At 37.5% G+C, this 23,228-nt stretch carries 15 protein-coding genes and 4 pseudogenes; 8 read left to right on the top strand and 11 right to left on the bottom strand.

Annotation, left to right across the window (positions count from 1 at the left end; translation table 11 throughout):
- The first annotated feature begins 592 nt into the window (after positions 1-592).
- The 3 genes and pseudogenes from speA (at position 593) to ARSQ2_RS04300 (ending at position 4,319) form a co-directional block, all read left to right on the top strand.
- A pseudogene (speA, locus tag ARSQ2_RS04315) lies at positions 593-2,534 on the top strand (biosynthetic arginine decarboxylase).
- Positions 2,535-2,682: 148 nt separating this feature from the next.
- Positions 2,683-3,054, top strand: a pseudogene (locus ARSQ2_RS04305) (arginase family protein); the annotation flags it as partial.
- Between the two features lie 608 nt (positions 3,055-3,662).
- Positions 3,663-4,319, top strand: a complete 657-nt coding sequence (locus ARSQ2_RS04300) for an anthrax toxin-like adenylyl cyclase domain-containing protein (protein WP_181994478.1) — start codon at positions 3,663-3,665, stop codon at positions 4,317-4,319.
- A gap of 103 nt (positions 4,320-4,422) precedes the next feature.
- On the opposite strand, the gene mutH is transcribed toward ARSQ2_RS04300, so the two are convergent.
- Positions 4,423-5,112 carry a DNA mismatch repair endonuclease MutH gene (gene mutH, locus ARSQ2_RS04295; protein WP_181994477.1) on the bottom strand — a complete coding sequence of 230 codons (690 nt, stop codon included), beginning with the start codon at positions 5,110-5,112 and terminating at the stop codon, positions 4,423-4,425.
- A gap of 474 nt (positions 5,113-5,586) precedes the next feature.
- Between mutH and ARSQ2_RS12515 the strand changes: the two are divergent.
- Positions 5,587-5,763 (top strand): annotated as a pseudogene (locus tag ARSQ2_RS12515) (TIGR00645 family protein); the annotation flags it as partial.
- Between the two features lie 339 nt (positions 5,764-6,102).
- On the opposite strand, the gene mnmE reads toward ARSQ2_RS12515, so the two are convergent.
- From mnmE to ARSQ2_RS04265, 6 genes are all read right to left on the bottom strand, one after another.
- On the bottom strand, positions 6,103-7,473 hold the full coding sequence (gene mnmE, locus ARSQ2_RS04290) for a tRNA uridine-5-carboxymethylaminomethyl(34) synthesis GTPase MnmE (RefSeq protein ID WP_420837737.1): 1,371 nt from the start codon (positions 7,471-7,473) through the stop codon (positions 6,103-6,105).
- Between the two features lie 106 nt (positions 7,474-7,579).
- On the bottom strand, positions 7,580-9,220 hold the full coding sequence (gene yidC, locus ARSQ2_RS04285; protein ID WP_181994476.1) for a membrane protein insertase YidC: 1,641 nt from the start codon (positions 9,218-9,220) through the stop codon (positions 7,580-7,582).
- Between the two features lie 2 nt (positions 9,221-9,222).
- Entirely contained in the window at positions 9,223-9,483 is a 261-nt protein-coding gene (gene yidD, locus ARSQ2_RS04280; RefSeq protein ID WP_181994475.1) for a membrane protein insertion efficiency factor YidD, read from the bottom strand.
- Positions 9,447-9,800 (bottom strand): ribonuclease P protein component, encoded by a 354-nt coding sequence (gene rnpA / locus ARSQ2_RS04275; protein WP_181994474.1) that lies wholly within the window; start codon positions 9,798-9,800, stop codon positions 9,447-9,449. The genes yidD and rnpA overlap by 37 nt, the downstream gene beginning before the upstream one ends.
- A gap of 19 nt (positions 9,801-9,819) precedes the next feature.
- The gene (rpmH, locus tag ARSQ2_RS04270; RefSeq protein ID WP_181994473.1) at positions 9,820-9,963 is read right to left on the bottom strand and encodes a 50S ribosomal protein L34; all 144 of its coding nucleotides are present in this window, start codon (positions 9,961-9,963) and stop codon (positions 9,820-9,822) included.
- A 12-nt stretch (positions 9,964-9,975) separates the two neighbouring features.
- On the bottom strand, positions 9,976-10,224 hold the full coding sequence (locus ARSQ2_RS04265; protein WP_181994472.1) for a hypothetical protein: 249 nt from the start codon (positions 10,222-10,224) through the stop codon (positions 9,976-9,978).
- 547 nt (positions 10,225-10,771) lie between these two features.
- Between ARSQ2_RS04265 and dnaA the strand changes: the two genes are divergently transcribed.
- From dnaA to gyrB, 4 genes and pseudogenes are all read left to right on the top strand, one after another.
- A complete protein-coding gene (dnaA, locus tag ARSQ2_RS04260) occupies positions 10,772-12,157 on the top strand; it encodes a chromosomal replication initiator protein DnaA (protein WP_181994471.1) in 1,386 nt (461 codons plus the stop codon).
- Between the two features lie 4 nt (positions 12,158-12,161).
- The gene (gene dnaN / locus ARSQ2_RS04255; protein WP_181994470.1) at positions 12,162-13,268 is read left to right on the top strand and encodes a DNA polymerase III subunit beta; all 1,107 of its coding nucleotides are present in this window, start codon (positions 12,162-12,164) and stop codon (positions 13,266-13,268) included.
- A 12-nt stretch (positions 13,269-13,280) separates the two neighbouring features.
- Positions 13,281-14,371: pseudogene (recF, locus tag ARSQ2_RS04250) on the top strand (DNA replication/repair protein RecF).
- 25 nt (positions 14,372-14,396) lie between these two features.
- Complete coding sequence (gyrB, locus tag ARSQ2_RS04245) at positions 14,397-16,811, top strand: DNA topoisomerase (ATP-hydrolyzing) subunit B (protein ID WP_181994481.1); 2,415 nt, start codon at positions 14,397-14,399, stop codon at positions 16,809-16,811.
- A gap of 47 nt (positions 16,812-16,858) precedes the next feature.
- On the opposite strand, the gene asd is transcribed toward gyrB, so the two are convergent.
- From asd to glmU, 4 genes are all read right to left on the bottom strand, one after another.
- Positions 16,859-17,974, bottom strand: a complete 1,116-nt coding sequence (gene asd, locus ARSQ2_RS04240; protein WP_181994480.1) for an aspartate-semialdehyde dehydrogenase — start codon at positions 17,972-17,974, stop codon at positions 16,859-16,861.
- 188 nt (positions 17,975-18,162) lie between these two features.
- Positions 18,163-19,422, bottom strand: coding sequence for a glycoside hydrolase family 10-like protein (locus ARSQ2_RS04235; protein WP_476726899.1), 1,260 nt, complete (start codon positions 19,420-19,422; stop codon positions 18,163-18,165).
- A gap of 345 nt (positions 19,423-19,767) precedes the next feature.
- A complete protein-coding gene (glmS, locus tag ARSQ2_RS04230) occupies positions 19,768-21,600 on the bottom strand; it encodes a glutamine--fructose-6-phosphate transaminase (isomerizing) (RefSeq protein WP_181994469.1) in 1,833 nt (610 codons plus the stop codon).
- A 123-nt stretch (positions 21,601-21,723) separates the two neighbouring features.
- Entirely contained in the window at positions 21,724-23,118 is a 1,395-nt protein-coding gene (gene glmU / locus ARSQ2_RS04225) for a bifunctional UDP-N-acetylglucosamine diphosphorylase/glucosamine-1-phosphate N-acetyltransferase GlmU (RefSeq protein WP_181994468.1), read from the bottom strand.
- Between the last annotated feature and the right edge of the window lie 110 nt (positions 23,119-23,228).

Raw genomic sequence — 23,228 nt, 5'->3', positions numbered from 1 at the left:
TTTTCATCAGGCGTTATGCGGTAGTATCGGTATTGATACTACTTCTCAATTTAAAATGGTTACGTTCTGAGGCTGAATGTTATAGCCATGTTTTGAGGTGAATGGGTAATGTTCCATTATCAGCAAATAGTAAATTACCAATCATCACAGCTTAATGTCTGTATAGCCGCTTCTATTTCTTTTCTCTATGCTTCTATTTCTTTTCTCTATATAGCTAGGCGACTTTAAAATGATTACAAGTAATTACTCTATATCAGTAAATTTATATTGGAGAAAAACATATATTTTATGATCAAAATTAAGACGCTTAGCTATATTACTGCTTCTAGTCGAAATTATAGGTCGTACTCGAGACAGACGAAAATCATTCATTGATAAGTTGTTTTGCAACTATTAAATAAGCTATTAAATAGCAGAATGATTGCTGAGTTTTCATGAATCCTTACTTTTAATAAAATAAGAGTTATTGCTGTTTGCTGAAATTTTAAAATTTGCACAGAATATTATCTCATTAGATAGGATATGTTGGGGAAAAAGTGAAGCTCATACTCCATTTTAGGAGATAAGTGTGAGTAACAATATCGCGCGTAAAATGCAACAAACTTATAATATTGCATATTGGCGAGACGGCTATTACCAGGTTAATGAACAAGGTAATATTACTGTATGTCCTAATCTTGACCAACCAGACGCGAAAATTGATTTAGCCGCCTTAGTTGAACAAGTACAGGAAGAACAACAACATCTACGTTTGCCGGCCTTGTTTTGTTTTCCGCAAATTTTACAACATCAATTGCGGTCAATTAATACTGCATTTGAACGGGCGCGTCGTGATTATGGCTATCAAGGTGATGACTTTCTTGTCTACCCAATTAAGATAAATCAGTAGCGGCAAGTGATTGAAACTTTAGTGAGATCAGGAGAACCTTTAGGTTTAGAAGCCGGCTCCAAATCAGAATTAATGGCTGTATTAGCGCATGCAGGTATGACGAAATCAGTGATTGTTTGTAATAGCTATAAAGATCGGGAATATATTCGTTTAGCGTTGATCGGCGAAAAACTTGGCCATAAAGTCTACTTAGTGATTGAAAAATGACTGAAATTGCCCTAGTTTTGGATGAAGCTAAAAGGTTAGATGTTATTCCTCGTTTGGGAGTACGAGCGCGTTTGGCGTCACAAGTTTAGGGTAAATGGCAAACGAGTGGTGGTGAGAAATCAAAATTTGGTTTGGCCGCGGCTCAGGTTTTGCAGTTGATTGATACATTAAGAAATGAAGGGCGTGTAGAAAGTTTGCAATTATTACATTTCCATTTAGGTTCTCAGATGTCTAATATTTGCGATATAGCCACAGGCGCTAGATAGGTGTCAAAATTGAGTGTTTTGATGTTGGTGGTGGTCTTGGGGTTGATTATGAAGAGACTCGGTCACAATCGGATTGTTCTGTCAACTATGCTTTAAATGAATACGGGAATAATGTTATCTGGGCGATGATAGTGAAGCTTGTGATGAACATGGGTTAGAGTATCCAACGGTGATCACCCAATCTGGTCGAGCGTTAACCGCGCATCACATACTATATTAGTTTCTAATATCATTGGTGTTGAACGTAATGAATTTACTAAGATCACGTTACCACCGAAAGATACCGAATTATCGCTGATTTCCCTTTGGGAGACATGGAATGAAATGCAACAGAGAAATAGCCGTTCATTACGTGAATGGCTGCATGATAGTCAACTTTCGTTATATGATGGCATACCGAATATGCCCATGGCATGTTAAATTTGACAGAGCGTGCTTGGACTGAAGAGAGCTTTATCTTAATATTTGTCGTCGTATTCAGCAGGATTTAGATCCCAGTAATCGAGCTCATCGTTCTATTATGGATGAGTTACAAGAGCGAATGGCTGATAAGTTATATGTTAACTTTTCGTTATTTCAATCTATCCCGGATGCCTGGGGTATTGACCAACTTTTTCCAGTATTACCGATTCAAGGATTAAATGCGCCGTTAGAACGGCTGGCGGTTTTATTAGATATTACCTGTGATTCGGATGGTATTATTGATCACTATAGCTAAGTGTCTTAATTTTGATTACAAAATATATGTTTTTCTCTAATATAAATTTAGTAATATAGAGTAATTACTTGTAATCATTTTAAAGCCGCCCAGCTATATATCGATATCGATGGTGATGGTATCGCTGCTACTATGCCGATGCCTAATTATGATCCGGAAGAGCCGCCAATGATAGGCTTTTGTATGGTCGGTGCTTATCAAGAAATATTAGGCAATATGCATAATTTTTTGGCGATACAGCAGCGATTGACGTCTTATATTGATAATTCAGTTGAAGTCAGGTATTTACAAAGTTATGCTCCATTATGTCAAGCTTGATCCTAACATGTTATTGACGCTTTTTGGTGATCAAGTCAATAGTAAAGATTTGACAAAAAGTTTAAAGGAGCAGTTTCTGGCTGAATTTGAAACAGGATTATATGGTTATACCTATTTAGAAGGTGAGTCAATATAAGTTAGCCAAGCTTATTGAGCGATAAGGGAATAAATCTTAACCGCTGCATCGTCAATCTCGTCCTTTAAGACAGTGGGGATTCCAAGCAGAAGCGCAGTAGCCTTAATAGTGAAAGTTATTCACTAATAAACAGTTTGAGATAAATTATATGATCAATAATACATTAAATAATCAAAAAGATAACTCTTTGGTTTCTAATGCCTTTGATTTCATGCGTTTTCCACTCCATTTTTCAGCTTATGATAGTGATGCACAATAGGTGATCACCGGTGTTCCCTTTGATATGGGGACATCAGGTCGGGCGCGCAACCGTCATGGGTCCGCTGCTATTCGACAGGTATCAGCAAACCTGGCATGGGAGGGTAAACGTTGACCATGGCAGTTTGATCTCAACGATCAGTTAAAAGTAGTTGATTGCGGAGATCTGGTATTTGCGTTTGGTGATGCACAGGATATGAGCGATAAGTTGCAGGCACATATCGAAAAGTTATTGGCATCCGGCAAAAGATTTTTAACCTTCATCGCACTGGATATGCTTTATATTCAGACTAGCAAAAAGCGTTAACTAATCTATATAATTGTTGCAACAACAATGTGTCATTTATAGCACATTTTTATTTGCGCTTAAGTCAACTAATTATCCATCAAATGGAATGAATATTAGTTCAGACATGCAATTAATCTGAATTTATTTTTTACTTATTAAAGTAAGTTATCTGACTGTTTTTTATGCAACAAAATAGGTAAAATATCACTTTTTAAATGGCAGGAATAAAGTATAAATGCATCGTATATCTAATAATTTAATCTTAAATGCTGCCTATTCTAGACAAATGGCGGAACAACCTGCTCCTTCCACTAGTTGTCAGAAAAATGAACCAAACAGTGGTATTCCAGCAACGAATTTAAAAACCCTTTCTAACTATGCGATTCAAAAAATCTAATTTTATGGTATTCGACCCATTAGTCCATATGCGACCTCTTTAATTGAAGCCGGTTATCCCACACTAAGCCTCTTATGATTAAAGGGAAAACTGGCGATTGGGGTCCATAAGCCGGATTTATTCGTGTTGATCAAAATTTTAGTAAACTTGTTGGACAGTCAGGACAGGTGCAAAATACAATGCCTTGATCAGTAAAAATATACAAAATGGCGAAGCGATTAGTGTGCCTTTAACGATAACTCGTGATAGGATCAACGAATTGATCGAGTTAGGTTGTCTTGAATTATCTCGCTCACGTGGTAATGGTATGATTTTGTTAGCGCGCTCGTCAACTGGGCAGGAATATCAATTTGACGCTATTTATCAATCTAATAGTAATAACCACTATCGAATAGAGATAGCCAGGAAACCGATTTATGTGTTGAGTGAACCGAAAATACACGAACCATTTTTCCCTGATTATGATTTATTATTGGTAGCTCCTCATATTGGTGATTATGGCACACTTGATACTGTGATACCCAGTAAACATAATGATACCAAATTAGGTATCGCAAACCATCGTTTGCTGAAATTAGCCGATGATATTCATCGTGCTTTGGATCGCGATGAACAGCATAAACTTATTCATCATGGTACAGATGTGAATAATGAGTCATCAGACTTGGCAGACAATTTTCCGGTGACACTATTTTTGCCTAAAGCGATCGAAAAATATGCCAAAATAACGGTACTGGATTCAGCGGAGGCACTGGGTGAATTTATTCAAGCCGCTAAAAATAAAGGTTACTACCATGTACCGCTCAATGTACGTTGGCGTACGTTGGCAAGAAATGCATAATATTCGTCGCGCCTCCTATGAAGAGGCTCGTCAACGAGTTGAGCATTCTTATCGTAAATTGTCATTATAAAGACCACACTCGGCAGATAGCTGGGTTAAGTTGTTATTTATGATCTGGTAAATCAAAATGGCGTGCCAGTATTGGAGCAGTAAAATTTTTCTTCAGATAAAATCCACGCGGTAGCGTCATTATTGGTTGGCCATGTTTACCTATCCCTTCTGTCAAAGCATTATTATTTGCAGCTTTAGGGCGGATTTGTAGTACCTGGCCATGGCGTGCGGTGATGTTTTCAACCTGACCTAATACAATCATATCCATTAACTCTTCCCAATCTGTTTTAAGCAGCTGCTCTTCAATGGGATTGGGACTCCACAATAAGGGTGAAGCAACTCTTCGCTTAACTAATGGGATTTGGCGCTCACCTTCAATGGGTATCCATAAAACCCGTGATAACTTATGACGTAGATGACTTGAAAGCCAGGTTACTCCACTATTACCGGTTAAAGCTGCCACACAAACGAAGGTTGTTTCTAATGGCTCACCATAGCGGTTAATAGGAATGGTTTTAAGTTCAATACCAAGATGGGCAAAATCTTGTTCTGCTTTGCTACCAGCATTTGCGCCTAAACAATATTCTAATAACTGACCTACCCAACCTTTAGCAAATCTAAGGTCGTGTGGGACTGAGATACCTGCCTGATAAGCCAGTTCAGCCATCGTATAACCCGCTAGGTTGTTGGTTTTACTCAGTAAACTTTGTTCATCATCAGGGGGCAGGGAAGAAAATTGCATAAATCATACCTGTATAAAAAATAGCCAGTTAAATTTGTACATACAGTGAAAATTTTAACATAAATTGAGTAAATAAAAACAATCCATTGATAATCAAATCATTTGATCCATGGTCGACATATTTTTTCTGTTATGAATTTAATCGAATCGGTAATAAACAGGATCTCAAGTAGAGTTATCCACAATTTTACTGGATAACTCTAATAAAAATCCTTTACTGGTTTAATTTACAGTCTTGACAGGATGGTTTATGTTAAAAAGAGCTGTTAGCTTGTTTAACAAAACAGCGTATCCTGTAGATAAAATGGATATTGCTGGATCTTTGTTCATCCTGTTTTGATTGGTAGCTATCTGTTCTGCTTTGAGCTATAGCTAAGCGTCTTAATTTTGATTACAAAAATATATGTTTTTCTCCAATATAAATTTACTGATATAGAGTAATTACTTGTAATCATTTTAAAGTCGCCCAGCTATAAAGTTGCCTCATCAATTGTTGCTATTTCTTCGGTTCATCTTTTACGACTGTTTATGGAAGCTGAAAAAGTAGCCGATAATAAAATAATGTGGAGTGTAATTATCTATTTGGCTTTTGTTTTATCAGCCTTTGGCATGGCTTATATTGATAGAATGAGTAAAAATACCAAAAGCTAATGAATCAAGTTAAATCATTCTCCCCAGTGCTATATAACAATAAGGAAAAATTATCTCCTTTACGCCAGGGTTAGATAAACATATTCCGATAAATTAGAGTAAAAAATGGTCAGTTAATTTGCGTTATTTAATAATATTTAAAGCCGTTCAAATATTAAACTACTTAAAGTAAAACATTTTAATCGAAAATAAAGCCAACTAAAGAACAATTTGTGATCCAGAGACAGTAACAACTCTCGACCTTTTGGCCGAGAGGATATCAATGTAGCTTAAAATTTAACAAGTTATTGCCTGAAATAGATCTGCCTGCTGATGTGGAGTGATTGTTTTTTTTACATGCTATTTTCCAATACAGAAGCTGGAAAAAATACGACTTAATAAGTCATCGGAGCTAAATTCCCCTGTAATTTCACTTAATGCCTGTTGAACCAAACGAAGTTCTTCTGCTAATAACTCACCAGAGTGAGCAACCACTAACTTTTGATAACCTTGCTGTAAATGCTCTGCGGCAATATTAAGTGCTTGAATATGACGGCGTCTGGCTAAGAATCCGCCTTCTATATAATGATTAAATCCAATACTTTCTTTCAAATGTTGACGCAATAAATCAATACCTTCTTTGCGATAGGCTGACAGGTAAATAAGTGAGTAATTACTAACTTTTTTTATTGTTACTGGTTCATTAGTAATATCGACTTTATTTCTAATTACCGTAATAGGTAAAGATTTCGGCAATCGCGCCATAAATTCCGGCCAAATCTGCTCAGGTTCAGTTTCTTCTGTAGTGGTGCTATCCACCATAAATAATATATGATCCGCTTGCTCTATTTCTTGCCAAGCTCGCTCAATACCTATTCTCTCAACTTCATCTGTCGCTTCACGTAAGCCTGCCGTGTCAATAATATGCAGAGGCATACCATCAATATGAATATGTTCACGTAATACATCTCTGGTTGTGCCAGCAATATCCGTTACAATCGCCGTTTCACGGCCAGATAGCGCGTTTAATAAGCTAGATTTACCTGCATTCGGTCGTCCTGTAATCACAACCTTCATGCCTTCTCGTAATAAGCTACCTTGATAAGCTTGTAAACGCACACTATCCAAATGGACTATTACCTGATTCAATTTTGTTTCTATCTTACCATCAGATAAAAAATCAATTTCTTCATCTGGAAAATCAATTGCAGCTTCAACGTAAATACGCAAGTTAGTAAGCGCTTCCAGCATTTTATAAATCTGCTGTGAGAAAACACCCTGTAACGAATTTACCGCTGAACGAGCAGCCTGCTCAGTACTTGCATCGATTAGATCACCAATAGCTTCCGCCTGAGCTAAATCCATTTTGTCATTAAGAAAGGCGCGCTCAGAAAATTCACCTGGATTAGCAATCCGGATCTCATTGATAGCTAAAATCTGTTTAAGTAATAAATCAATAATGATAGGCCCACCATGCCCTTGCAATTCAAGAACATCTTCACCAGTAAATGAGTTGGGGGAAGGAAAATAGAGGGCAATTCCCTGATCTAACACTTTGCCCTTGTCATCATAGAAAGGGAGGTAATCCGCATAGCGAGGTCGAGGTATTTTACCTAAAACAATGCGGGCAACTTCAACAACTTTTGGCCCTGATATTCGCAAAATACCAACACCACCACGTCCAGGAGGGGTTGCCTGCGCAATAATTGTATCATTGATATATATACTCATTTTACTCTCAATTATTACCATAAATATATTAAGGCGGTCTAATGACCGCTTTAATATATTTTCTATTTTGTTATTTCTTTAATTGCAAATAACAAAATGCCAAAACTTATTTTTTATCGCGACTACGTAGGCCACTCTTTTCTAATCCACGATAAATAATTTGTTGCTGGATAATCGTCACCAGGTTACTAACGATATAGTATAAAACCAAACCAGAAGGAAACCACAAGAAAAATACCGTAAAAATAACCGGCATATAGGTCATAATCTTCTGTTGCATAGGATCAGTTACTGCCGTTGGCGACATTTTCTGAATAATATACATCGTCAAACCCATTAAAAACGGTAGAATATAATATGGATCCTGAGCTGATAGATCTTGGATCCAACCAATAAAGGGAGCATGGCGCAGTTCGACAGAACCCATCAACATATAATATAAAGCTAGGAAAATAGGCATCTGAATCAATAAAGGCAGACAACCACCTAACGGATTAACTTTTTCTGCTTTATAGAGAGCCATCATTTCTTGGCTCATACGTTGCTTATCATCACCAATCCGTTCTTTTATCGCCGCAAGTTTTGGCTGCAACAGACGCATTTTTGCCATTGAAGTATATTGTGCTTTAGTTAAAGGATACATAATCCCGCGCACAATAAAAGTAATAACAATGATGGAAAAGCCCCAGTTACCTATAAAACCATGAATAAATTTCAATAATTTAAATAACGGTTGAGAAATAAACCACAGCCAACCATAGTCCACAGTTAAATCTAAATGTGGTGCAACTGCTGCCATTTTCGATTGTAATTCAGGACCTACCCACAAGGTTGAGGTGTAATTTCCTTTACTATTAGCTGCAACTGTTATCGGCGAACTCTTATAGCCAATAATAGCAATGGATTTCTTTAAATCGATTGTATAAAAAAAAGCGTTTTGGTTCTGATAGCCAGGGATCCATGCTGTAGCAAAATATTGCTGCAACATTGCGACCCAACCACCTTTAGTATTAATGTTTAAATTATTATCAATAATATCACTGAAACTATATTTTTTATAATTTGTTTCATCGGAAGAATATGCTGCGCCACGATAAGTATGTAAGGCAAAATTATTACTTCCTGTATCACGCTTTTTTGGTAGTTCTGCAGTCTGTTTTAACTGACCAAAAAAAGCTATCGTCAATGGTTTAACACTATTATTTTCAATATTATACTCAACAGAAATATTATATTTACCACGTTTTAATAAATAGACTTTCTGATAAACCACTCCGTCTTTACCAGTAAAGGTAAGAGGAACACGCAGTTCATCTTGGCCATCTTGCAACACATAACTGGTTGCCTTTGAGAGATATAAAGGACGCAATCTATTATTGTAGCCAGGGTTATCGGGACCATCCTGACCGATCAAGCCACTCTGTGCTTCATAAATAAAATCTTTACTGGTTTCCAATAAACGAAACGGATAAGATGAATGTAATTCCTTAGGGTAAAGCAACAGGTCAGCCTGATCAATATCGCCGCCACGGGTATTTATACGTAATTCAAGCACATCAGTTTTTACTGTGATAAATTTAGCTTGCTCATTACTTAGATTAGCTTGGTCATCATGACTTTGGATATCCATTTTTTTTACGATTTGGTCAGTCTTTATAGGTTCTCTTTTATCACTTTCCCATGTCTGCCAAATTAAAAACGAAACAAATAGCAAAGCGATAAATAAAAGATTGCGTTGCGAATCCATCGTTAATGTTCTCTATTATGGTCATTCTGTCTAGATGGAACAGGATCGTCACCACCTCTATGTAAAGGATGGCATTTTAATACGCGTTTCATCATTAACCAACCACCTTTTATCAATCCAAATCGATATAGCACTTCTATCCCATATTGGGAACAGCTAGGGTTGAAACGGCAGCGCGACCCTAACAATGGACTTACCATCAATTGATAACCTCTTATTATCGAGATTAAGAACCGCGAGCCAAACGACAGTGACGACGCCATAATTTGCCTAATGTTTCGGTGACTTCTTGATTATCCAAAGCAGCAACCCCCTTTCTTACTAATATCACAAAATCCATCGAAGGCAACTCATGCTGATGTAAACGAAAATATTCTCTCATTAATCGCTTAATTCGATTGCGTTCATGTGCCCGTTTAATATTTTTTTTTGCGATAGTAAAACCTATGCGCGGGTATCCCAGCTCATTGAGGCGTCCAAGAATGGTGATTTCTGGAGAACTCGCCCGTTGTGGCTGCTGAAAGACATAATCAAAATGCCTTGGAGTTAATAATCTTAACTCCCTACGAAAAGCAAGCATAACCCCTTCGATAGGGTTATTACTTTGAAGAAACGGTCAGACGAGCGCGGCCTTTAGCACGACGACGAGCTAAAACCTGACGACCATTTTTAGTGGCTATACGAGCACGGAAACCGTGAGAACGGTTACGTTTTAGTACGGACGGTTGAAAAGTGCGTTTCATAGCGGTTTCTACCTAACTTAACAAAATAGTTATTATTGATTCAGTAAATTCGTGGGTGACCAGTGGAAGAAACAATACTGATATATCCAATCGTAACAACACCAACACCAATACCAATACCAATATAGCAAAATAGCAAAATAGCAAAATAGCAAAATAGCAAAATAGCAAAATAGCAAAATAGCAAAATAGCAAAGCAAAATAGCAAAGCAAAATAGCAAAGAGACAAGATTGTAAAGATTGTAATAAAATATCTAGCATTACGCAATGAGAAAGAAAAATTCAACGCTTTTCTCCACCATTAGCTACGATAAAACTTAAACAAATACCCTACTTTTCTTTACTTACCAAGCACTGCCAGAAAACTGGCAAAATGATGATATCACACACAAGGTGCAAAATTATACGGATTCTCATGGAAATCTCAAGGATCATTTAAAGATCAAAAAATTATTTGGCTCAAAATAAAGACTAATCGTCTAGTTTGATCTATCTAAAGTTATCTCTTACTAGGTGTTATGTATATCTAATATATGTGCTAGTATTCTTTTTACTTCCTTATTCATTTTATACATCTTGATCCTAAATTTAATCCTGTGGATAAAAAGTGCTAAAACTGTGTAAAAGAGTGAGGATCTTATTCAAATTTTGAGTTATGATCTATTATAGTGTACTGAGATCATAGCTTGTAGAAGCTGATTTAGTTTGTCACGCAAATTTTCGGTAAATCTTTTCTGGGGTATTAACAATTTTTATTACCTATTAAATTTAATAATTTTCCATTGGTCTTGTTTTAGGGGAGTCCGTCGTGTCATTTTCACTTTGGCAGCAATGTCTTGCCCGATTGCAGGATGAGTTACCTGCCACAGAATTCAGTATGTGGATACGCCCTCTCCAGGCAGAATTAAGTGATAATACATTAGTACTCTATGTTCCTAACCGTTTTGTATTAGATTGGGTAAGAGATAAATACATCAATAATATTAATGAATTATTGAGTGATTTTTGTGGTTCTGATGTGCCTGCATTGAAATTTGAAGTGGGTAATAAACCGCAAATAACCGCAAGCGGTACCTCAACGCATACCCTAGCAAATAAAACTATTTCGACGCCAATAAATTCAACAGTACGCCCTAGTTGGGATAAAAAACAAGTTCAACCTGAAATAGCTTATCGTTCAAATGTGAACCCTAAGCATACATTTAATAACTTTGTCGAAGGTAAATCAAACCAACTTGCTCGTGCCGCTGCCAGCCAAGTAGCAGACAATCCTGGCGGAGCTTATAACCCCCTTTTTCTTTATGGTGATACAGGATTAGGTAAAACTCATCTGCTTCATGCTGTAGGTAATAACATCATGGCGCACAAAGCGAATGCAAAAGTGGTTTATATGCATTCTGAGCGTTTTGTCCAAGATATGGTAAAAGCGTTACAAAATAATGCGATTGAAGATTTTAAACGTTATTATCGCTCGGTAGATGCATTATTAATTGATGACATTCAGTTTTTTGCTAATAAAGAGCGCTCTCAAGAAGAATTTTTTCATACCTTTAATGCGTTACTCGAAGGTAACCAGCAAATCATTCTGACCTCAGATCGCTACCCTAAAGAAATTAATGGAGTTGAAGATCGACTAAAATCTCGTTTTGGTTGGGGATTGACGGTTGCGATTGAACCACCAGAATTGGAAACCCGTGTTGCTATTTTGATGAAAAAAGCTGACGAAAATCAGATGCAACTACCTGATGAAGTCGCTTTCTTTATTGCCAAACGCTTGCGTTCAAATGTTAGAGAGCTAGAAGGGGCGTTGAATCGGGTTATCGCCAATGCTAACTTTACCGGTCGGGCAATTACCATTGATTTTGTTCGTGAAGCATTACGCGATCTACTCGCATTACAAGAAAAACTGGTCACTATTGATAATATTCAAAAAACCGTTGCTGAATATTATAAAATTAAAGTTGCTGACTTGTTATCGAAGCGCCGTTCCCGTTCTGTTGCGCGCCCGAGGCAAATGGCAATGGCATTAGCAAAAGAGCTGACAAACCATAGTTTGCCCGAAATTGGCGATGCCTTTGGTGGACGAGATCATACAACCGTACTCCATGCTTGTCGAAAAATCGAGCAGTTACGGGAGGAAAGTCACGACATCAAAGAGGATTTTTCTAACTTAATCAGAACATTATCATCCTAATGCTATGAAATTTACTATTGAACGTGAACAATTACTCAAACCACTACAACAAGTTAGTGGTCCACTTGGTGGGCGGCCTAAATTACCTATTTTAGGTAATTTATTACTGCAAGTCAGTGAAAAAACACTTTCATTAACAGGTACCGATCTAGAAGTAGAAATGGTCGCAAAAGTGACACTAACACAACCAGGTGAAGATGGTTCAATCACGGTACCTGCCCGTAAATTTTTCGATATCTGGCGTGGGTTACCCGATGGCTCAGAAATCAAAGTTACTCTTGAAGGAGAGCATCTACTGGTGCGTTCCGGTCGTAGCCGTTTTTCGCTTTCGACGCTGCCTGCCACTGATTTCCCAAACCTAGACGATTGGCAAAGTGAAGTCGAATTTGAACTCCCTCAAACGACGTTAAAACGTCTAATTGAAGCTACCCAGTTTTCAATGGCACACCAAGATGTACGCTATTATCTTAATGGCATGCTATTTGAAACTGAAGGTAAAGAATTACGCACTGTCGCTACCGATGGCCATCGTTTAGCGGTCTGTTCACTCAATATTAATATTGATGAGAATTTACCAACTCATTCAGTGATTGTTCCTCGAAAAGGGGTAGTAGAATTTATACGATTACTGGATAGTAGCGACGAGTCACTTAAGTTACAGATTGGTACTAATAATATCCGAGCTCATGTTGATGATTTTATTTTCACCTCAAAACTAGTTGATGGTCGTTTTCCTGATTACCGACGTGTTCTACCCAAAAATCTAGATAAAACATTGACCGCGGATTGTAATAAACTTAAACAAGCATTTTCACGAGCTGCGATTTTATCAAATGAAAAATTTCGCGGTGTACGCCTCTATATCAGCGAAAATCAACTTAAAATTACTGCAAACAATCCAGAACAGGAAGAATCAGAAGAAATTGTTGATGTTAATTATCAAAGCTCGATGATAGAAATTGGTTTTAACGTCAGTTATATCCTCGATATTTTAAATACACTAAAATGTGAACAGGTTAATTTGCTGTTAACTGATTCAAATTCAAGCATACAAATCGAAGATGTAGCTAGTAATGCGGCAGCTTATGTTGTTATGCCAATGCGTCTGTAATATCTAAATTCTATGATGCTTTCGCGTTTACTTATCCGCGACTTTCGTAATATAGAAAGTGCGGATCTACCATTAGCAATCAGTTTTAATTTTTTAATTGGGCCAAATAGCAGCCTAAAAACAAGTATTCTTGAAGCGATCTATACATTAGGACATGGTAGGGCTTTTTGTAGCATTTAAGCAGCACGTGTCATTCGTCATCAACAACATAATTTTGTTTTACATGGTCGTCTTGTTCCTATAGAGCCAGAATCACGTGAACTGACTTTGGGATTAAGTAAAGATCGTAACGGTGAAAGTAAAGTTCGCATTGATGGCAATGATGAGGATAAAATTGCTGAATTAGCTAAATTATTACCAATGCAACTAATAACTCCTAAAGGTTTTACTTTATTAAATGGTGGCCCTAAATATCGTCGAGCTTTTCTTGATTGGAGATGTTTTCACAATGAACCTCAATTTTTTGCTGCCTACTCTGATTTAAAACGGCTATTAAAGCAACGTAATGCAGCATTACGCGAAGTAACAAGTTATAATGAGCTGCGTCACTGGGATTATGAACTGTGATCCCTCTGGCCCATAAAATAAGTGAGTGGCGAGCCAGCTATATTGCAGGAATTACGAAAGATATTGAAAACACCTGTAAACAGTTCTTACCTGAATTTTCACTTAGCATCTCATTTCAGCGAGGCTGGGATAAAGAAACCGATTATTCAAATATACTAGTAACGCAATTTGAACGTGACCGAATGCTTACCTATACCGCATTAGGGCCACACAAAGCTGACTTACGGATCCGCGTAGAAGAAATTTCCGTTGAAGATATCCTATCGCGCAGGCAGTTAAAATTATTAATATACGCATTAAAATTAGCACAAGGTGAATATTTCACCTGACAGAGTGCGCAACGATGCTTATATCTGTTAGACGATTTTGCTTCTGAGTTAGATAAGGATCGCCGTCAATTATTAGCCGAACGGCTTAAAGCGACGCAAGCTCAGGTCTTTGTTAGCGCGATTACCATCGCGCAAGTTAAAGATATGTTAGATAGAAATAGCAGGATGTTTTGCGTAAAACATGGCAAAATAGAAGTTCAACCATAGGATCAAAATTTAGCGAGAAACGTTGATGTCGAATACATATGACTCCTCAAGTATAAAGGTATTAAAAGGGCTAGACGCGGTACGTAAGCGCCCAGGCATGTATATCGGTGATACCGACGATGGTACAGGCCTTCATCACATGGTCTTCGAAGTTGTCGACAACGCTATCGACGAAGCCTTGGCAGGGTATTGTAGCGATATTATCGTAACCATACATACCGATAACTCCATCTCTGTTCTCGATAATGGACGTGGTATTCCAATCGATATTCATGAAGAAGAAGGTGTATCTGCCGCAGAAGTCATTATGACCGTTCTTCATGCTGGCGGCAAATTTGACGATAATTCCTATCAAGTTTCTGGTGGCTTACATGGGGTCGGTGTTTCTGTTGTTAATGCCTTATCAGAAAAATTAGAGTTAGCTATCCGTCGCGAGGGAAAAGTCCATGAACAGACTTACCAATTAGGTGTTCCACAAGCACCTTTATCGATTATCGGAGAAACTGATGAGCGAGGAACCTATATCCGTTTCTGGCCAAGTTTGGACACATTTAAAACCGTTACCGAATTTGAATACGATATTTTGGCAAAACGGTTACGGGAGCTCTCTTTTCTTAATTCAGGTATATCCATTCGTTTATTTGATAAACGTGATAATAAAGAAGATCATTTTCATTATAAAGGTGGAATCAAAGCTTTTGTAGAATACTTAAGTCGAAATAAAACTCCAATTCATCCAAGTGTTTTCTATTTTTCGGCGGAAAAAGAGGGTATTAATGTAGAAATATCTATGCAATGGAATGACGGTTTCCAAGAAAATGTTTATTGTTTCACCAACAACATTCCTCAACGTGATGGAGGAACTCATCTGGTTGGTTTCCGTACCGCCATGACACGTACACTGAACAGTTACATGGATAAAGAAGGTTATCAGAAAAAATCCAAAGTGAGTGCTACTGGTGATGATGCCCGTGAAGGTTTAATTGCTGTCGTTTCTGTTAAAGTTCCCGATCCAAAATTTTCGTCACAAACAAAAGATAAGCTAGTTTCTTCCGAAGTAAAACCCGTTGTTGAAACGTTAATGAATGAGAAACTGGTCGAATATCTATTCGAAAATCCTAATGACGCCAAAATCGTTGTTAGCAAAATCATTGACGCGGCCCGTGCCCGCGAGGCTGCCCGTAAAGCACGCGAAATGACGCGCCGCAAAGGTGCCCTTGATTTAGCAGGATTACCCGGTAAATTAGCAGACTGCCAGGAGCGTGATCCAGCTTTATCAGAACTTTATTTAGTGGAGGGTGATTCCGCAGGCGGCTCTGCCAAACAGGGGCGTAACCGAAAAAATCAGGCAATTTTACCGTTAAAAGGTAAAATTCTTAATGTTGAAAAAGCGCGTTTCGACAAAATGCTCTCCTCACAGGAAGTCGCCACCTTAATAACTGCTTTAGGTTGTGGTATTGGCTGTGATGAATATGATCCTGATAAATTACGTTATCATAGCATTATTATCATGACCGATGCCGATGTCGACGGCTCCCATATACGGACATTGTTATTAACTTTCTTCTATCGTCAGATGCCAGAAATTATCGAGCGAGGCCATGTCTATATTGCTCAGCCACCTTTATATAAAGTGAAAAAAGGTAAGCAAGAACAATATATTAAAGATGATGAGGCGATGAACGAATATTTGATTTCAATCGCATTAGACAACACCTCGCTCTATACTAGGCCTCATGCCCCGGCATTGAAAGGTGAACCATTGGAGAAGTTAATCATTGAATATAATGCTGCTCAAAAAATTATCAAACGTTTAGAGCGTGTCTATCCACTAGCTTTATTAAATAATCTTATTTATCAGCCTACCTTGGTAGAAGATGACTTGAAAGATAAATCCAAGATAAAAAATTGGATCAAGATGCTAGTTAAGCGCCTCATCGATAATGAAGAACATGGTAGTACTTATAGCTATCATATTAATGAAAATAGTGAACGCCAATTATTTGAACCAGTTTTACGTATAAGAACCCATGGCGTTGATACCGATTACAATCTAGATTTCGATTTCATTCATGGTATTGAATATACACGCATAACTAAAATTGGTCAGCTAATAGGAGATCTGATTGAGGATGGTGCGTATGTGGAAAGAGGGGAGCGTCGCCAGACTATTTCTTCCTTTGAAGATGCATTGAACTGGTTATCAAAAGAATCACGCCGTGGCTTGATGGTACAACGCTATAAAGGATTAGGCGAAATGAACCCAGAGCAATTATGGGAAACAACGATGAACCCAGATACCCGCCGTATGATGCGTGTTACCGTTAAAGATACCATCGCAACTGACCAACTGTTTATCACACTAATGGGTGATGCGGTTGAACCACGTAGAGTTTTTATTGAAGAAAACGCATTAAAAGCAGAAAATATAGATATTTAATTTCAAATGGCAAAATAAAATCCCTATAGTTAAATTGAGGTTTTTTATTATAGATAACTATCTAATATTTTTAACATACGGCGTAAAGGCTCTGCCGCTCCCCATAATAGCTGATCACCAATCGTAAAAGCGGATAAATATTCCGGCCCCATATTTAATTTACGCAAGCGTCCAAGCGGAACATTTAAGGTGCCTGTTACTGCAGCAGGCGTTAACTCTCGCATAGTTAATTCACGCTCATTAGGAATAACGCGAACCCAATCATTATGTGCGGATAAAATTTTCTCAACATCCTCAATCGCAACATTTTTTTGCAATTTTAGGGTAAATGCCTGGCTATGGCAGCGTAATGCTCCGATACGAACACATAAATCATCGATAGGAATAACATGACTAGCGGTATTTAAAATTTTATTAGTTTCAGCCTGCCCTTTCCATTCCTCACGACTTTGACCATTGGGCAATTTTTTATCTATCCAGGGGATCAAACTACCGGCCAATGGCGCGCCAAAGGCTTCTGTGCTCATCTTTCCACTACGGGTGAAGTCAGTGACTTTTTTCTCAATCGATAAAATCGTCGCCGCGGGATTTTGCAGTTCATTAGCAACCTGTGCATGTAACTCACCCATTTGAACTAATAATTCACGCATATTACGCGCACCTGCGCCAGAAGCCGCCTGATAGGTTGCGACCGAAACCCACTCAATCAAGTTCTCAGCAAATAAGCCAGCTAAAGCCATTAGCATCAAACTGACCGTGCAATTGCCACCAACAAAGGTTTTTATTCCTTTATTTAAACCCTGATCAATATATTGACGATTAACAGGATCAAGAATAATAATGCTATCCTCTTTCATTCGTAAGGAAGAGGCGGCATCTATCCAGTAACCTGACCAACCAGTCGCACGCAGTTTAGGGTAAATTTGATCGGTATAGTCTCCACCCTGACAGCTAATTATTACCTCTAATTCCTTTAATCCATCAAGATCAAAAGCGTTTAACAGTTTTGAGTGATGTTGACCATATTTTGGTGCCAATTCACCATGTTGAGAAGTAGTAAAAAAAACAGGATTGATATTATTAAAATCACCTTCTTCCACCATTCGTTGCAGCAGTACAGAACCAACCATACCTCGCCAACCAATAAATCCGACATTTTTCATTTTTGTTATATCCAATCTGAATGTTCTTGCTAAGTAAAGTCGTCACCATTTATAAACAATAATCGCAAATTGAAATCATTTATGCCATTTTTTAAAGCTGATTATTTAATAAATAAAAATCTATTTATAATAGATAAATAAAACACCCAGTATTAAGGGTGTTTTATTTAAAATAACGGTCAATAACTTTACTCCAATGATCTATTCCAACGGGATTTAAGATATTTTACTGCCTCTGCCGTTTGCGCAGACTGAAGAAGCCCCTCTCTAAATAGGATCTCACCTTTTATTTCAGGTAATTCATCATTAAGATCGAGTTGTCTTTTTAGCTCCGGGACACCGCCGTCAAGAGACCAATCAGGCTCTGTTTGAGATGGCACTCCAATTTTATATAATGCCACCCCAATATACAATTTAGTGTTAGTCGATCTCACCACATCAGCCCACCATTTTGCGATCACATCATATTTGACAATTTTGCGGGCAAAAGGCCAGTAAATTTGCGGGCCTATATAATCTAGTAAACCTTCTTTTACCCATAATCGGGTATCAGCATAGGCTCTGTAATAAGTAGGCCCACCAGCTTTAGTATCCGAGCCTCGTGGATCATCTGAAATATTTCGCCATACACCGCCTGGACTGACGCCAAATTCAATAGTGGGTTTTAACGAACGGATTGTTGAAAAAACCTCTCGAATCAACAACAAGGTATTATTTCTTCTCCAACTGGCTTTATCTAAAAATCCCTGACCGTATCGTTGAAACGTTGCCTGATCATTGAGTTTGGAGGAAGGAATTTCATAATAGAAATAATCATCAAACTGTATGCCATCAATATCATAGTTTTTAACTAATTCAGCAACAATACTGGTGATCCAATTACGAACTTCTGGTAAGCCTGGATCAAGTACAAAGCGATCGTAGGCAGTTCGTATCCAATCTTTATGTAAAACATAAACGCTCGCAGGCGGCGAATTAAGTGTTTTTTGCAGTGAAGCAATGGTGTCTGGTTGCGTATCCATTGATACCCGGTAGGGATTTAGCCAAGCATGTATTTTTAAATTTCTTTTATGCGCCTCAGCAATAATAAACGCCAACGGATCATAACCTGGGTCTTTACCGACTACACCAGTAAGCACATCAGACCAAGGGAGAATATAAGAATGATAAAGGGCAGTACCATCTGGTTTTACCTGAAAAAAAATGGTGTTAATACCTAGCTTCAGCAAATTATCCAGTTTATCCGTTAACTCTTTTTTCTGTACTTCAATTCTGAGCTTTTCTGAATCAAGGTTAACTGAAGACAGAGAAGGCCAATCAAGCCGAGATACGCTCGTTAACCATACACCACGTACTGGTATATCTTGTTTAATCGTGGCCTTTTGCTCATTAGCTATTTTTTTATTATTACAACCAACAACTAAAAAAAAGCAAAATAACGAAGTAATAAACCACTTTATCCCCTTTAATTGCAATAGAATCCTTGATTCCTTATTTTGTTTACAGTTAGGGCTTGATAAGCTCTGAGTATTGTTTAATTGATGGTATTATATTAATCAATTTATTAAATATTAATATATTTATTTTTCAGGTAATCAATTACCAAAATAACTTAACTGAATAATAAATTTTTAGCTTGCTATTCTTTAATATTATTTAAAAAATACGCTAGAATGGAGTGTATTTTTTAGCATAGAAATATGTAGTAAAAGGTAAAAATAAAAAAGCTATCTTAAACTATCATATACAATAATTTATTGACAATAGCCTAAATATCACTCTTTATACCAAACTCACTCGACGGTCACAGATTTAGCTAAATTTCTTGGTTGATCAACATCCGTGCCTTTAATTAGCGCAACATGATAAGATAATAATTGCAGTGGAATGGTATAAAAAATTGGGGCAATTAGCTTTTCAACATGTGGTAATGGAATAATTTTCATATTTTTACTGTCAATAAAACCCGCGTCTTTATCAGCAAAAACATAAAGTAAGCCGCCACGAGCACGGACTTCTTCAATATTCGATTTTAGCTTTTCGAGTAATTCATTATTTGGCGCAATAATAATTACTGGCATATCGGCATCAATCAGCGCTAATGGGCCATGCTTCAACTCACTCGCTGCATAAGCTTCGGCATGAATATAAGAAATCTCTTTTAGCTTTAATGCACCTTCAACCGCTATCGGAAATTGATCACCTCGGCCAAGAAAAAGAGCATGATTTTTATCAGAAAAATCCTCTGCTAAATCTTCAATCATTTTTTCTTGCGATAACATACTGTCAATACGATTAGGTAAGGCATGTAATGCCTGCACAATGTCTTTCTCAAGAGTAATGTTTTTATCCTCCAAGCGAATCAGATAAGCAACTAATAATAATAAAACCGTCAATTGAGTAGTAAACGCTTTGGTGGATGCTACGCCAATTTCTGCACCAGCTTTTGTCATTAATGCAAAATCTGATTCACGGACTAAAGATGAGCCTAAAACATTACATATTGTCAACGATGCCAGATAACCAAGCTGTTTCGATAATCTTAATGCTGCTAAGGTATCCGCTGTTTCACCCGATTGAGAAAGAGTGATCAATAAGCTATTTTTACGTCTTGCTGGTTTGCGATAACGGAATTCAGAAGCAATTTCTACATCACAGGGTATACCTGCTAAAGATTCAAGCCAGTAACGGGCAACCATTCCAGCATTATATGAAGTCCCACAGGCAACAATTTGAATATGTTCAACCTGAGATAATAAATTTTGGGCTTTTTTATCTAATTCGCTAAAAATAACACTATCATGCTGATCAAAGCGCCCTTCGAGAGTATTTTTTATTGCTAAAGGCTGCTCATAGATCTCTTTTTGCATATAGTGGCGATAAATTCCTTTTTCACCAGCATGATACTGAATATTGGATTCTATTTGTTCTCGTTCAACTTCTGAGCCTTTTTTATCAAAAATACGCACTGTCCGACGAGTCACTTCAGCAATATCACCTTCTTCTAAATAAATAAAGCGACGTGTAACCGGCAAAAGTGCTAATTGATCGGACGCTAGAAAATTTTCACCAATACTTAAACCTATAATTAATGGGCTACCCGAACGCGCAGCCACTAGCAATCCAGGAGTACGGCTATCCATAATAACGGTACCGTAAGCGCCTTTTAATTGGAGGATAACACGCTGTACCACTTCTAGCAAGGTACCACCTTTTTGTAATTCCCAATGTGTTAAATGGGCTATAACTTCGGTGTCAGTTTCTGAAGTAAAAAGATATTTTTGCTTTTTAAGTTGTTCACGTAGTTGTTGATAATTTTCAATAATCCCATTATGAACAACCGCAATATATTCAGATGTATGCGGATGAGCATTTTTTTTGCTTGGCTGACCATGCGTCGCCCAACGAGTATGCGCAATGCCTGTGCCACCAATTACAGCATGTTTTTCCACTTCATCTGCCAGGATCTGAACTTTACCCGTTTCACGTAATAGTGTCAGATTGGTTTTATCATCAACCACAGCTAAACCAGCAGAGTCATAACCCCGGTACTCTAATCGACGAAGCCCTTCAATAAGAATTTCAGCTATATCGCGTTGTGCTACTGCACCAACAATTCCACACATCGGTTTTCATTCCAAAATAGAAAAACATACAGCTTTTATGCTGTCGTAACCTGATTAATATATTCGGTTTTACTGTTCCCAAAGCCTGTAGATATTTGGGTTTATTATTTATAAAATAGATGATTAATCATCACTATTTATTTTGCGACTATTTTTCTTTACTGGACGCTGCCAATTGACAATATGCCGTTGTTTAACACGGCTAATAACAAGTTCATTTTTCTTAACATCATTAGTAAGCGTCGTTCCAGCACCAATAGTTGCCCCTTTAGCAATGGTAACCGGTGCAATTATTTGCGTATCTGAGCCAACAAAAACATTATCACCAATGATTGTTTTAAATTTATTAGCCCCATCATAATTACAAGTTATTGTTCCTGCCCCAATATTAACATCTCCACCAATTTCGGCATTACCTAGATAACTTAAATGCCCTGCTTTAGAACCAGCACCTAAAACGGTGTTTTTAACCTCAACAAAATTACCAATATGAACTTTATCTGCCAGTCTAGTCCCTGGACGTAAACGAGCAAAAGGGCCAATTGTACAGGCGGTAGATAATTCTGAACCTTCTATAACTGAATAAGCACTGATAATTGAATTATCATCTATCGTACAATTTTTTAATATACATCCGGCATGAATATGTACATTATTACCCAGTACAACATCCCCTTCAATAATAACATTAGTATCAATAATTACATTACGCCCGTGCTTTAATATACCACGCAAATCAAAACGAGCAGGGTCAATAATCATAACACCTGCCAATAATAATTTTTCTGCCTGTTCTTGTTGATAAATCCGTTCAAGCGCCGAAAGCTGTAAACAGTTATTAACCCCTTCCATTTCACTCAATTTGGTAGGATGAACTGCATTTATTTTACAGCCTTCTTCATGTGCCAATGAAATAATATCGGTAACATAATATTCATTTTGAGCATTGTTATTATTAATTTTTTTTAGCCATCGCTTTAAATCAGCACCATTAGCAACTAGTATACCGGTATTAATTTCGTTAATTTTAGCTTGATTTTTCGTTGTATCTTTTTGCTCAACAATGCCAATTACTTCACCATTTTGACGAATAATGCGCCCGTAACCTGTCAGCTCATTAACGATTGCAGTTAATAACCCTATTCCTCCGTCAGGCTTAGCGTCTATTAATCGTTCAAGTGTTTCTTTTGTGATCAGTGGAGAATCACCATAAAGCATCAGGATATCTTCATCATCATCAAAATAAGGTGCTGCTTGCTGCATTGCATGTCCTGTTCCTAATTGCTCTGCCTGTAAGATCCAATTAATAGGTTGATTAGCTAAAGCTAATTTAATTAAATCAGCGCCATGACCGTAAACTAAATGAATATTAGATGCCCCAAGTGATAATGATGTGTCGATAACATGCTGCACCATTGGTTTTCCTGCCAGTGGATGTAAAACTTTTGGTAAATCAGAATACATGCGGGTACCTTTACCCGCCGCGAGGATTACAACACTTTTTGCGTTCATAAACATAAAACCTAATAACTCCATCAGTTAGGTAAAAGTAAAACTATTTATTGAACAAATTACTACATATTTCGTTCAAATAAAAAAGCTTACTATCTATGTAAAAGAAAAGGAGC

Source organism: Arsenophonus endosymbiont of Bemisia tabaci Q2, assembly GCF_902713415.1.
Taxonomy (GTDB): Bacteria; Pseudomonadota; Gammaproteobacteria; order Enterobacterales; family Enterobacteriaceae; genus Arsenophonus.
This window is presented reverse-complemented; position numbering and strand designations above follow the sequence as displayed.

Bases quoted from the DNA above. Each gene is read 5' to 3' on its own strand.
- mutH (WP_181994477.1), bottom strand. From the start codon at position 5,112: ATGCAATTTTCTTCCCTGCCCCCTGATGATGAACAAAGTTTACTGAGT.
- mnmE (WP_420837737.1), bottom strand. From the start codon at position 7,473: ATGAGTATATATATCAATGATACAATTATTGCGCAGGCAACCCCTCCT.
- yidC (WP_181994476.1), bottom strand. From the start codon at position 9,220: ATGGATTCGCAACGCAATCTTTTATTTATCGCTTTGCTATTTGTTTCG.
- yidD (WP_181994475.1), bottom strand. From the start codon at position 9,483: ATGGCGTCGTCACTGTCGTTTGGCTCGCGGTTCTTAATCTCGATAATA.
- rnpA (WP_181994474.1), bottom strand. From the start codon at position 9,800: ATGCTTGCTTTTCGTAGGGAGTTAAGATTATTAACTCCAAGGCATTTT.
- rpmH (WP_181994473.1), bottom strand. From the start codon at position 9,963: ATGAAACGCACTTTTCAACCGTCCGTACTAAAACGTAACCGTTCTCAC.
- ARSQ2_RS04265 (WP_181994472.1), bottom strand. From the start codon at position 10,224: ATGCTAGATATTTTATTACAATCTTTACAATCTTGTCTCTTTGCTATT.
- dnaN (WP_181994470.1), top strand. From the start codon at position 12,162: ATGAAATTTACTATTGAACGTGAACAATTACTCAAACCACTACAACAA.
- gyrB (WP_181994481.1), top strand. From the start codon at position 14,397: ATGTCGAATACATATGACTCCTCAAGTATAAAGGTATTAAAAGGGCTA.
- asd (WP_181994480.1), bottom strand. From the start codon at position 17,974: ATGAAAAATGTCGGATTTATTGGTTGGCGAGGTATGGTTGGTTCTGTA.
- glmS (WP_181994469.1), bottom strand. From the start codon at position 21,600: ATGTGTGGAATTGTTGGTGCAGTAGCACAACGCGATATAGCTGAAATT.
- glmU (WP_181994468.1), bottom strand. From the start codon at position 23,118: ATGTTTATGAACGCAAAAAGTGTTGTAATCCTCGCGGCGGGTAAAGGT.